Genomic DNA, 13,990 nt, shown 5'->3' with positions numbered 1-13,990 from the left:
TAAGAAAAATGAAGGATAAAATAACATTGGTAGGAGTGGGATTATGAAAAAAGTTTTAGTCGCAAACCGTGGCGAAATAGCCATAAGAATTTTTAGAGCCTGTACAGAAATGCATATCAAAACAGTTGCAATTTATGCTGCAGAAGATGAATATTCAGTACATCGTTTTAAAGCAGATGAAGCTTATTTAGTTGGTAAAGGGAAAAAACCGATTGAAGCGTACTTAGATATGGAAGATATTATTCGAATCGCAAAAAAAGCAGGAGTTGATGCAATCCATCCGGGATATGGATTTTTATCAGAAAACCTTGAATTTGCGCGAAGATGCGAAGAAGAAGGCTTGACATTTGTAGGACCTTCATTACATCATTTAGATATTTTTGGTGATAAAATCAAAGCCAAAGAAGCAGCAGTTGCCGCAGGAATTGCCTCAATCCCTGGTTCAGATGGTCCGGTTGCCAACATAGAAGAAGTCTTAGAATTTGCAAAAACACATGGTTTTCCAATTATGATTAAAGCAGCTCTTGGCGGTGGCGGTCGAGGAATGCGTGTGGCTAGAGATGAAAAAGAGGCTAAAGAAGGCTATGATCGTGCAAAAAGTGAAGCGAAAGCAGCTTTTGGTTCCGATGAAGTCTATGTAGAAAAATATATTTCTGATCCTAAACATATCGAAGTTCAAATCTTAGGAGATACACATGGAAATGTTGTTCATTTATTTGAACGAGATTGTTCTGTTCAACGTCGTCATCAAAAAGTAGTGGAAGTGGCTCCTTGTGTTTCTTTATCAGAAGAAAAACGTATGGAAATTTGTGATGCTGCAGTACAATTAATGAAACATGTAGAATATATCAATGCAGGTACAGTTGAGTTTTTAGTTGAAGGGGATCAATTTTACTTTATTGAAGTAAATCCTCGGGTTCAAGTTGAGCATACAATTACAGAAATGGTTACCGATATCGATATTGTTGTTTCACAATTGAAAATTGCGCAAGGATTAGATTTGCATAAGGAAATCGGCATTCCGACACAAGAAAACATTAAATTGAATGGTGCTGCGATTCAAAGTCGAATTACTACGGAAGACCCATTGAATCACTTTATGCCAGATACAGGTAAAATCGATACGTATCGTTCGCCAGGTGGTTTTGGTGTTCGTTTGGATGTTGGAAATGCTTATTCTGGAGCTGTTGTGACTCCTTATTTCGATTCTCTATTGGTAAAGGTTTGTACACATGGTCATACATTTGAACAAGCAATCGACAAAATGCAACGTTGTTTAGCTGAATTTAGAATCCGTGGTGTTAAAACCAACATTCCGTTTTTGAAAAATGTGATTGGTCATAAAGAATTCCATTCTGGAGATGCTAAAACAACATTTATTGATAATACTCCTCAATTATTTGAGTTTCCAAGAATGCGTGACCGTGGAAATAAAACAATGAAATACATTGGTGAAGTAACAGTCAATGGCTTCCCAGGTATTGAAAAAATACAAAAAAGATTTTATGATGAGCCACGTATTCCAACTGATTTAGTTATAAAAGAAGGATATACGACTGCCAAAAATGTTTTGGATGTACAAGGAGCTCAAGGCGTTATTGATTGGATTAAACAACAAGAAAATGTTTTGTTGACTGATACGACCTTTAGAGATGCTCACCAAAGCTTGTTAGCAACACGTGTCAGAACTCAAGATTTTAAAGAAATTGCTCGTTTGACTGGTGAAGGTCTACCTGAATTGTTTTCGAGTGAAATGTGGGGTGGAGCAACTTTCGATGTAGCCTATCGTTTCTTAAATGAAGATCCTTGGGAACGTTTAAGAAAAATTCGTCGTTTAATGCCAAACACATTGTTGCAAATGTTATTTAGAGGCTCTAATGCAGTTGGTTATCAAAACTATTCTGATAATGTGATTGAAGAATTTATCAAAGAATCAGCAAGACAAGGAATCGATGTTTTCCGTATTTTTGATAGTTTGAATTGGTTGCCTCAGATGGAAAAAAGTATTCAAGCGGTCCGTGATACTGGAAAAATTGCGGAAGCTGCTATCTGTTATACAGCGGATATTAACGATCCATCACGAGCTAAATATGATGTGAATTATTATAAAGAAATGGCGAAAGAGCTTGAAAAAATGGGCGCTCATATTATTGCGATTAAAGATATGGCAGGCTTATTGAAGCCACAAGCCGCTTACCGTTTGATTAGCGAATTAAAAGCGACGACTGATTTGCCGATTCATTTGCATACCCATGATACAAGTGGAAATGGAATCATTACTTATTCAGCGGCTACTAAAGCTGGTGTTGATATTGTCGATGTTGCAACAAGTGCATTAAGTGGAGCCACTAGCCAACCAAGTATGAGCAGTCTGTATTATGCTTTGGTTAACGGCGCTAGAACACCTGACATTAATATTGATAATACGCAAAAAATTAATCATTACTGGGAAGATGTCCGGATGTATTATAAACCATTTGAAAATGGCTTAAATGCACCGCAAACTGAAGTTTACATGCATGAAATGCCTGGTGGACAATATTCAAACTTACAACAACAAGCAAAAGCTGTTGGATTAGGAAATGAATGGGATAAAATCAAAAAAATGTATCATACAGTCAATCTGATGTTTGGCGATATTGTTAAAGTAACACCTTCCTCAAAAGTTGTTGGCGATATGGCGTTGTTTATGGTTCAGAATGGTTTGACGGAAGAAGATATCTTTGAAAAAGGACATGAATTGAGTTTCCCTGAATCCGTTGTGACATTCTTCCAAGGTGATTTAGGTCAACCTGTAGGTGGTTTCCCTAAAGAATTACAAAAAATTATTTTAAAAGGAAGACCAGCATTTACGGTTAGACCAGGAAGTTTAGCTGAACCAGTCAATTTCGAAGCAGTTAAGACAGAATTAGCTGAGTTGATTGGTTATGAACCAAAATTAGAAGAAGTTTTAAGTTACTTAATGTACCCACAAGTATTTTTAGATTACCGAACTTCCTACCAAAACTTTGGTGATGTAACATTACTAGATACACCAACCTTCTTCTATGGAATTCGTCAAGGTGAATCAGTTGAAGTTCAAATCGAAAAAGGAAAAACATTGATTATTCGTTTGGATGAAGTCGGTGTACCTGATATCGAAGGAAATCGCGTATTATTCTTTAACTTAAATGGTCAACGTCGAGAAATCGTGATTAAAGATACTTCAGTGAAATCAACTGTTATCGCTAAAAGAAAAGCTGAACCAACGAATAAAGAACAAATTGGTGCAACGATGTCGGGCTCTGTTTTACAAGTGCTTGTTAATAGAGGGGACAAAGTTAAAAAAGGTGATGCGTTAATGGTTACGGAAGCAATGAAAATGGAGACAACGATTGAAGCACGCTTTGATGGAGTTGTTGAGCATATATACGTTGTTGAAGGTGAACCAATCAGCTCAGGTGATTTATTAATCGAAGTAAAAGAAAAATAAAATAGAGGGAAAAAAGATGAAAAAGTTTTTAGCTTTCATAGCTGTTTTTTTTACAGTAATCATTATAGGTTATTTACAGCCAGTCTTTTTTCCAGCTGAAAAACCTAAAGTAGTGAGTGAGTATGAGGGACGCAATGTCTCTCATACCGCATTACCTTATGAAGAAATCGAAACGACAGGATATGCAAAATACATAGGAGAAAAAGCAACAGACTTTGTTAAAACATTTGGTGAACCAGTAGAAAAAATTAAGACCAATTTTGATTATGAACTATGGTTGTTTGGAAATAAAGACAAAGATTATGTAGAATTGAATGTGCGAGAGAATAAAATTTTAGCGATTAAAGCATTTAATGATACAAAAGAAACCGCACCTTTCTATAAAGGTATGGAACTGTCTGATGTTTCCCAATTTTCAACTATATTTTCAAACTTTATTTTTACATATGAAAACCGACAGTATGATATTGAGTTAATGGAAGAAGATATGAATTATCGACCATTGATTGCTTTTGATAATGGCACATTTGCGATTCTTTTTTTTAATCAAGGTGACAATCAGTTGTCGGCTGTCGTGTACTTGGACAAAGAAACGCTATTGACCATCATGCCATATCAATTATTAGAAGGCGAAGCTTTAGCTACTATCCCAAATTCGAATGAATCAATGACTGGATTTGATGCGGTTCAAAGTAATCAAATAATTCGAGTCGTCAATTCGTTAAGAGATCGAGAAAACATGAGTTTGTATAATACTAGTACCAAAAATCAAAAAAATGCCCAAACTATTTTCGATTTGCTTAATAATAAACCGACTGAGTTTCTAAACGATGATCGTTTGATGCTATGGTATCAGATTGAAGAGCAGGGAAAAGTATCCCCAATTTTTACTTTATCTAACGATGAATTTCAAGCGTTATTATCCGCAGCTAAGTTACCTGCCAAAAAGATAACGGGAATTTATACGAAGCCTGTTTATGATACATCATTTACTGTTCTATCTTGGTTTTCGGATTCTTTATATTATTCTCGTTTTGATCATCAGAAAAAAGAGACAATCAGCGTTGCTTTTTCTAAAGAAAGTGTGTTAGTCTTATTGGAAGAGACTGAAAAAGAGATATCTCAAACAGAGGAAAGTGAATAAGAATGATAGTAACTGAAAAACTTTTTGAATTAGAAGATCAGACAGAAAGATTGATTACAGCTATTTTATCAAGCGAGTCGCTTAAATCATATAAATCAAATCGGAGAGCAATGTACGAATCCGTTGATGTAAAAGAAAAACAAAAGGCTTTTTTTAATGCCAAGGAATCTTTTGAAAGAATCGAAGCTTATGGAACTCATGCTCCAGATTTTCGCACGAAACAACGAGCAGTTCGCAAAGCAAAACGAGAATTAGATTTTTGCGAAGAAGTTGCCGAATTTCGTTTTTCTGAAACGTCATTGCAAACGATATTGGACTCGATCGGGATAGAAATTGCGCAAACAATTTCAAGTGATATTAAAGTAGAAGCTGGAAATCCTTTCTTTGAAAAAGGGAAAGGATCTAGTTGTGGGGGGAGTTGCCATGCAGGTTAGTACTGAGAAGGAATTAGCAGTTACAAAGCGTCGTTGTTTGATTGTATGGGTTTATAGTTTAAAACAGCTGAAAACACTAAAACGATACGGTTTAGTTCATTATGTATCACGAAAAATGAAGTATGTCGTTATCTATATGAATGAAGAAGAAATTGAATTGTCAGAAGCGAAAATTTCTGGATTACATTTTGTTCGCAAAGTTGAACGTTCTTACCGACCTGATGTAGAAATGAATTTTGCAGAGAAAATAGGAACGAAAGCAGCCTATGAACCAAACGAAGATGGTTTTGAAGTGGAAGAATTAAACACTAAAATTCGTTTGGCTGAAAATGTATAAATAATAGTAAAAAGATGAAAGATATTCAAACATTTTTCATCTTTTTTTTCGGTTATTTTGGTATACTTATATCAGTTTATGGCGAGAAAATCAAAGAATTTAGTTAAAAGGAGTCAAGAAAATGCGTGTTATTTCTGGAGAATATGGTGGGCGTCGTTTGAAATCCTTAAACGGAGACAATACTAGACCAACAACAGATAAAGTAAAAGAATCGATTTATAATATGATTGGTCCTTATTTTGACGGGGGAGCGGTTCTGGATTTATATTCAGGAAGTGGTAGTTTAGCGATTGAAGCCGTTTCTAGAGGGATGGAACTGGGAGTATGTGTTGAAAAAAATTATGGCGCATTAAAAATCATCCAAGAAAATATAGCAATCACGAAAGAACCTGAAAAATTTGTCGTATTAAAAAACGATGCAAATCGAGTGTTGGTTCAATTAAGTGAAGAACATTACCGTTTTGAGTTGATTTTATTAGATCCACCTTATGCGAAACAAGAAATTGCTGAGCAAATCTTACGAATGCAAGAACTTGATTTGCTGGAGCCTTCAGCTCAAATCGTATGTGAAACTGATAAAGAAGTTCAATTGCCAGAAAAAATTGGCAATTTTGAGAAAAAACGTGAAACGACCTATGGAATCACGCAAATAACAATTTATAGAAGGGATGAGTAAAACAATATGCAGAAAATTGCACTTTTCCCAGGAAGCTTTGATCCTCTTACGAATGGACATTTAAATACGATTGAAAGAAGTAGCAAGCTTTTTGATAAGGTATTTGTCGGTGTTTTTAAAAATACAAATAAAAAGAGTTTTTTCACTTTAGATGAAAAATTAGTTTTAGCAAAGCAAGCAACTGCGAAATTTTCAAATGTCGAAGTTGTAGCTCAGGAAGCGAAATTAACCGTTGAAAGTGCAACGGATCTTGGTGCAAAATTTTTAATTCGTGGCGTGCGTAGCGTAAAAGACTATGAATATGAACGTGATATTGCGCAAATGAATCATCATTTAAACAAAGAGATAGAGACCGTAATTTTTTTAGCAGATGAAAAATATAGTCATGTAAGTTCAAGTTTGTTAAAAGAAATTATCCAATTTGGTGGAGACGTTTCAACTTATTTACCACCCGTTGTGATTGAAGCGATAAATCAGAAGAAATGAGCGATGAAATGAGTAGACAAAGAGAAGAAAAAGTATCCATAAAATCCCTATTACCTTTTATTTTTCTTATAATTGTTATATTAGCCTTCCTTTTCCCGCTTCCTTACTACATTGAGGGACCAGGAAGTACTGAAAATTTAAAGAATTTTGTAACAGTTAATAATAAGGAAGATGATGAATCAGGTGGCTTTTATTTGACGACAGTTGGTGTTCGACAAGCAAGACTTATTTCTTTAGTAACGGCCCATTTTTCAGAATTTGAAGAGATTGTTAGTAAAGAAGAATTGATGGGTTCTAGTTCTAACGATGAATATAATCGAATGCAAAAATATTATATGGATTCTTCGCAAAATACAGCTATCGAGCAAGCTTTGAAGTTATCAGATACACCTTATGAAATGACATTTAAAGGAATTTATGTTTTATCTGTAGATGATAATTCGAATTTTAAAGATAAAATATCTGTAGGTGATACTGTTACTGCAATAGATGGAAAAGCACTGAAAAGTAAAGAAGAATTTATTGACTATGTAAAAAGTCAAAAGGTTGGACAAGAAGTTACCGTTTCCTATTTACAAGATGGTGAAAAAAAAGAAGCGACCGAAAAATTAATGGAACTTCCAACCGATAAAAAACCAGGAATAGGAATAGTTCTTACTGATCATACTGAAATAGATTCATCTGTTCCAATTGAAATCGATGCTGGAGCAATTGGTGGACCTTCAGCTGGTTTGATGTTTACCTTAGAAACTTATGAGTTGTTAACACATAAAAACCTTAGAAAAGGAAAAGAAATTGCAGGAACAGGTACGATTGAAAGTGATGGTAGTGTAGGGCCAATTGGTGGAATTGATAAAAAAATTGTTACAGCAAGTGAGAATGGAGCTGAAATTTTCTTCGCTCCAGATAACGAAATTACAAAAGAAGAGTTGAAAGTTAATCCAGAAGCGAAAAGTAATTATCAAGTAGCAAAAGAAACAGCAAAAAAAATTGGTACTGACATGAAGATTGTTCCTGTAAAAAATGTAACAGATGCTTTAGAATATCTAGAAAAAATGAAGTAATATTGGTAAATAGAAACCCAAAATGAGCGTAGAACTTTATGGTTTTTCTAGACACTTGAAATTGAGAGGAGAACATCCTGTCATAAAAATTTAGTGTTTGCCATAATCTGGATTCAGTTTTAAACTTAGTAAAATAGTTAGTTTTTATATCATCGATTCGTTTTTAGCGAGGTTGGGACAGAAGTGTTTAACTCCAAGAAATAAGCGACAACTCACGAAAATTGTTTTTCAAATTTTTGTGAGTTGTCGCTTATTTCCGTAGGAGTTGCTTCTGCTCCCACCGTTTATTCGTTTTTAGGACATTAAACAAAAGTGTTCTTTACTTTTGTCTCATCCACGCTATTTTTATTTTAAAAAGAAGTCTATAGAGAATTTTGACTATTTTTTCGAATGAAATCAAGAATATTTCTATTTAGATTATTATTAATTACAGATTTTGAAATAGCTATTATTATTTATAAATAGTCAAAATAATAATTTTTATAAAAGATTCAATTGAAAATACTATCTATAAGAAAATTCATTTTAATTGCTTTTTAATAACGATGATTAATAAAAATGTTAATTATTAAATAACTGTTAATCTGAAAATTCATTTTTGTTTTTTTAAAATAATATTTTGTTTAAAATACAAAATATCTTTAATTCATTAGTTTGATATGAGTTTTTTTGAAAAAATATTTATTTGAAAATCAAGATAAAAGTATTTAGAAAACGGCAAAAAATATTTTATTGACTTTAAAAATAACTAAGTATATAGTTTTGATTGTGGTGTTTGCTAATCTGTCAGATTATTTTTATTATTTATTTGTCAGAAATAAATTAGTTTAATGGAAGGTGGCTATATTTTAACATAAAGGAGATATAAAAATATAAAGGAGGGGCAAGTGTTATTGAGTATAGTTGGCTATAATAGTTTTTATTAAAAAATCAAGAATAAATTGTATTCAAAAAAGAGATTCAGAAACTTGTAACTACGTAAAATATATAATTCTTTTTTATAAAAGGAGATTTATTTTTTTGGAAAAGAGTTAATTCAAAAAAGGAGTTTGAAATAATGAAAAAAATGAAAATAAAAAAGACTATAATTACAGGACTTGTACTAACAAATACGTTTTTAGCAGCATTTGGTGGTTTTGGTATTCTTCAGCCAACAGTTGTATCAGCTACAGAATCGGCTAGTAAGGCAATTGCAGACGAAACATCAACCAGATCCATTACTATTTGGAAATATCAAATTAAAGATTCCTCTGAGTTAGGGAATACTGGATCAGGTGAAAAAGTAGAGACAGATAAAGAAGTTCTATCAGGAATTAAATTTAAAATTGAAAAAATTACTGCAAAAGATAATGCATCATTGACAGATCCCATCAAACAAAAAGTTGGAAAAGATTATGAATTAGACAATTCTTTCACTGCAAAAACAATTACAACAACTACTGATGGCTCCGCAAAAATTGAATTAGGAAAAGGAACTTCAGTAGATGGAATTTACCTTGTTACAGAGTTGCCAGATGATCGTGGAACGTCTCCTTCTGTTGCTAAGCCAGTCGATCCATTTTTTGTTTATGTGCCTCAAACAAGACGATCTGATTTAAGTAGTCTAATTTATAATGTTGAAGTACAACCAAAAAATATTTTGGAATCCTTAATTAATCCAGATAAAACTGTTGAAGGTGGAAAAGGGTATTCAATCAAAGCAGGTCAAACATTTGATTGGGAAGCAACTGCTAATATTCCAGCAGGATTATATACATTAACTTCACAAGATATGGTTATTACACCTATTTATGATGATAATGGCGATCCTATTGTTGCTCCAAATGATAAACTTGAAGTTCCAAAAAATACAAAATTATTTGCTGACTACTTTAAAATGACAGATACACTAAATCAAGAACTTTCTCTTAAAGATGTGGTCGTTCAAGTCAAAAAAAGTGATGATAATTGGGAGTCATTAAGTTTAGGAACAGATTATACTGTGACTATCAACGGTGTTGATAAATCAAGTTCACCAATCACTGCTGATGCTGGAAATACTAATAAAGTTGAAGTGTCATTAGTGAAACCTAAGGGAACTGAATCACCAGTAGTTGGTATGGAAAAAGTACAAGCTTACGATAAAATCAGAGTCGTTTATACAACTTTCACAGATATTGATTACAATGGAACGATTCAAAATGCATTTGATGTATCTTTTAAATCACCAGGACTAAAACCAGTGAATCCAGATAGTGAAAATAATCCTGAATCGTACTCAGGTGGATTTGATATTGAAAAAACTGGTGAAGATACGAAAGCTGCTTTAAAAGGTGCTGTTTTTCATATTGCTGATAGTAAAAGTGATGCAGATACTAATATCTTTTTAGGAGAAGATGGTAAACGCTACGGTAAACTAGATGGTACAGGTTCATTAAAAGATGCTCAAGAGGCTGCAACAGCAGCAAACACAAAACTGTTAACAAGTACAACAAATGATGATGGGAAAGCAACTTTCAATGGATTGAAATTGGATTGGTATACAGATACTAATAGTAATGGTAAACAAGATCTTGATGAACCAACTTTTGCAGAGGCTGATATTAAACGATCTTATTGGGTAGTTGAAACAACTGCACCAGAAGGATATGAATTGTTAAAAGAATCAAAAGAAGTAGTTGTCTCTTTGGCAACGAAAGAAACAATTCAACTAGAAGTTGTAGATAAGAAGAAAACCGATTTGCCTTTTACAGGTGGTGCTGGGAGTACACTGTTAGTTATGATTGCTATAGGAGCAATTAGCGTCGGAACTATTGCAATTTCTATAGATAAAAAAAGACGTCAAGCTTAGAGTGATGCAGGAGGAAAGACTGATATGCGAAAGTTTAATAAATTAAAAAAAAAAATCGCCGGTCTTTTAGTCATTGTATCAATAGCGATAATCCTTTTAATGATCTTTGCTTTTTCATTAAAAAATAATATATTAGATGCAAAAGAACAAAATCAGGATAAGGTCATGATTAAAGTAAATGATATCCCCATTACTGAAGAAATTCTTGAAATAGATGGAAATCAGGCCGACGTTGAATTATCGACTAAAAAAAATAATTGGGTAAAAATTCCTTTGGAAAAGGGATTCTCAATATCACGAGTTTTGGAAAACGAGCAGGAGTCAGGTCTGCCAGCATTAGCTTCGGATGATTTTAATATAAAGGATGAAGTAGAGAAGCTAGAGAACAGTGAGCAAAAATCGGATACAATCGATCAGAATAAATCCGAAATTAATAAAGTGGATTCTTCTAATGATTTTACTAGTATTGCTTTTCAGACAATAGAAAAAAATAAAGATGTTGTCTATATTCGCTTAATTACAGGACAACCCTTAAAATTAAAAATTAATCGAAAAAATTCAAGTGAAAGTACTGTGAAGTTAGTTTATTTAGATGGGAAACATTCATCAGATACAATTCTTAAACTCGCTTATGATGAACAATTTTTAGAGCCAATTACTCCATTATCAGAGGAAGAAACAGCTAATGATCAACCAGAGGAGTTTACTACAGATGAAATCTCTGATGAGTTGGTACCAGATATTTTTGAAGCAGATTCTCGTGCGATTAGTGTTTCCAATCCATTTAAAGTAAGTGTTGATATTGATCGGTTGACAGGTGTTGCCCCGTTTGATACGACAGATGAACCAGGTTACGACAGCTCTCCAAACAATGATCGAGTTCGAACTTTTGATTCAGTTAACTATACCCTTAGAGCAGGGATTTCCATCAATACTTCTACTTATAAATCCTTAAGAGTCAGAGTAGATACAAAAGTGAATGGTGCTTGGCGGTTAGATAGTGCTGGAAAAGTAAGACAGACAGCAGAGTTGTTGAATGGAACATTAGTAAATGCTGCGAGCAATGGAACCAAAAACTCCACACATTCAACTTGGGTAAATGTGGAAGCGACCTCTGGACAAATCTTTGTTACTGAAACATTGAATACGTACGGTGGAGTAAATAATGATGAGCTTAATCCAGAGTTTGTATTGACTATTGAAAGTGCAGTAACTAATACTGGTTCGACTGTTTCAATCAATCAAGTGATTGATAAAAGTGTGTCACCTAATATGAGTGATAAAGTCTATTTAAGTGCAAAACCTTATGTGGACGTTAAGCTTACAATTAATTCTACTAAAGCTACTTTTGATAAAACTTCAGGAACTAATGACAAACCCAATAGTATGGTAGCTAGTACTGCCGCTTATGTCCAACTTAAACCTTTACCTGGAAGAGCAGATATTACATCAATGAAAGGTGTTACATATCCTGTTGGAGGGATAAAGTATAAAATTAAGCAAAAAATCTATTATAAAGAAAATGAAACAGCAGGATTAAAACAGTTAAAAATTGGCCAAGAAACACAACCCGTAGAAGTAATCGCTTTTGATGGTCTAACAGCATATACAATGCCTAATCCAAAATTTACTTCACAATTTCAATCATACGCTAATAACTATAAACCTGTTGATAGACAAGGAACAGCCGCTCCAGCTGGATATACAAATAAGGTATATCCGACACCTTGGACTGAACGACCAAGCTACTATAATATGGTTGGAATATATAATACTGGTAATCCAGTAGTCACTAATAATAAAACTGATTATGAAATTGAAGTTGAAAATAATGACTATGCTCCAATTGATGTGGGACCTAATAAATATTTAGTAAGTGGTTCAAAAATGAGTCCAAATGATAAACCGTTTTCTGTAGTTGCTATGCAAACTTTATTTCCATACCAATATTTGGAAGATAGAGTTGGGGTAAATGCAAGTTTAGAATATTTCTTTTCAGTTGATGAGATTAATTATGAGGATAAAGAACAAACTATAAATAGCACAATGAATTATTCTTGGGCTCGTAAATGGCCAGGTACTTTTGAAACTTATACTTTATTTGTTGATAAGTATAATACTGGATTAAGTACAGCGGATATAGGAACAAAGAATTGGGGAAGCATAGGAGATGGAAGTATCACGCAAGGGGATACTTTAAAAATTAGATTTTGGACCAATATAAAGAATCCTTTGGCTGATAAAAATGTATTTTATGGTAGATGGAATGCTAATAGCTTCGCTTACGATACTTCAAGAGTTTTTAGCGCTACAACAGGAAATATCACTTACTTTGGGGTTAGTAAGACCAATAATAATTTTCCAGATGTTAGTTTAAGAAGTCAATCAGATTTAGAGAATGCTTTTAACTGGTTTGATAATCCAAGTCAAGCATTGAAAACAGGTGCTATTTCTGCAGTGAAATGTGAAAGTAATATTACTTCCCCAGATGGGAAATCGACACCTGGAATTTATGTTCCAGTAAAAAATATTTCTCCAATAGGAGTTAATGATAATAGCGGAAATCCTAATATTGCACTAACTAATGCGTTTTTACTAAAAAAAGATAACACGCTAATGGATATGTTTCCTAAGACGGCACATAAGAACTATGAAGAAACAAAATATAATAAAGATGGAAAACTAGTTTCTTATCATAGTCCTTCTCCTTCTTGGGGAGATACGCTCTATATCAGAGGAATACTTATCCGCCCAACGATTGCAGCTGACAAAACCAACTACAACCCAACAGAAAAAATCACGTGGACAGCCAAAGGAAGTGTGACCAGTGGTTCTGATCAAAATCATAAAGTTCAACTGGATGTGACGATTCCCAAAGAAACAACCTATGAATTTGGTTCTGCGACGAATCATAAAGGCGAATCTCTTCCCAATCCGACGATTACGGAAAATAGTGATGGAACAAAAACACTGTGCTTTATTCAAGATTATCTTGTAGCTGGAAATTACAATCCAACAGTGAATTTTAAGACATCCATTATTTCGTCTGCTTTAAATTTTACCAATAACCAAGCAACTCTTTCAGCTAAAGTGGTTTCGCAAGTTTGGTTAGAAAATGATTCTTCTGTAACAGATACATCTTCAGTTGCCCAACGAACTAGTAACACTTCGGTTACGGTCAGTAATGCAGGTGTAATTGTAATTGATAAAGTTACCGATGCTCCTTTTATTGAATCTGGAAATGCAATGGATCCGGCCAATCAAGACGAGAAAAATCCGACGGATATCTCATTTACGATTTCCTATAAAAATCATTCAACTGGTAGCCTAGGAAATGTTCGAGCCTTAGATGTTCTTCCTTATAATGGAGACGGTCGAGGAACACAATACTCGGGAAGTTACAATGTAATCAATGCGACAACATTAGTTGGTAAAGGAGATCTTTGGTATACGAATATGAGTGTTTCTGTTGAACTGGATCCCAATTCTGTAAATTTATCTGATGGGAAATGGAAGAAATTAGGGAATGATCAAAGTGTATTAAGCA

General features: G+C 33.7%; 8 protein-coding genes and 1 pseudogene. All 9 read left to right on the top strand.

Annotated elements, in window-relative coordinates:
• Nucleotides 1–43: 43 nt before the first annotated feature.
• Entirely contained in the window at nt 44–3,472 is a 3,429-nt protein-coding gene (locus ACYSNW_RS15600) for a pyruvate carboxylase (RefSeq protein ID WP_461746048.1), read from the top strand.
• Between the two features lie 16 nt (nt 3,473–3,488).
• Nucleotides 3,489–4,616 (top strand): CAP-associated domain-containing protein, encoded by a 1,128-nt coding sequence (locus ACYSNW_RS15595; protein WP_461746046.1) that lies wholly within the window; start codon nt 3,489–3,491, stop codon nt 4,614–4,616.
• 2 nt (nt 4,617–4,618) lie between these two features.
• Entirely contained in the window at nt 4,619–5,050 is a 432-nt protein-coding gene (locus ACYSNW_RS15590) for a YlbF/YmcA family competence regulator (RefSeq protein ID WP_461746044.1), read from the top strand.
• Complete coding sequence (locus ACYSNW_RS15585; protein WP_461746042.1) at nt 5,040–5,387, top strand: YlbG family protein; 348 nt, start codon at nt 5,040–5,042, stop codon at nt 5,385–5,387. Before ACYSNW_RS15590 ends, ACYSNW_RS15585 begins: the two co-directional genes overlap by 11 nt.
• A 118-nt stretch (nt 5,388–5,505) precedes the next feature.
• Nucleotides 5,506–6,063, top strand: a pseudogene (rsmD, locus tag ACYSNW_RS15580) (16S rRNA (guanine(966)-N(2))-methyltransferase RsmD); the annotation flags it as partial.
• A gap of 6 nt (nt 6,064–6,069) precedes the next feature.
• Nucleotides 6,070–6,549 carry a pantetheine-phosphate adenylyltransferase gene (coaD, locus tag ACYSNW_RS15575; RefSeq protein WP_461746041.1) on the top strand — a complete coding sequence of 160 codons (480 nt, stop codon included), beginning with the start codon at nt 6,070–6,072 and terminating at the stop codon, nt 6,547–6,549.
• 8 nt (nt 6,550–6,557) lie between these two features.
• A complete protein-coding gene (locus tag ACYSNW_RS15570; protein ID WP_461746040.1) occupies nt 6,558–7,613 on the top strand; it encodes a SepM family pheromone-processing serine protease in 1,056 nt (351 codons plus the stop codon).
• Between the two features lie 1,057 nt (nt 7,614–8,670).
• On the top strand, nt 8,671–10,443 hold the full coding sequence (locus ACYSNW_RS15565) for a SpaH/EbpB family LPXTG-anchored major pilin (protein ID WP_461746038.1): 1,773 nt from the start codon (nt 8,671–8,673) through the stop codon (nt 10,441–10,443).
• Nucleotides 10,444–10,467: 24 nt separating this feature from the next.
• Nucleotides 10,468–13,990, top strand: a 3,523-nt coding sequence (locus ACYSNW_RS15560; RefSeq protein WP_461746037.1) for a hypothetical protein, incomplete at its 3' end; no start/stop codon positions are given.

This window comes from Enterococcus sp. LJL99 (assembly GCF_054871725.1).
This window is presented reverse-complemented; position numbering and strand designations above follow the sequence as displayed.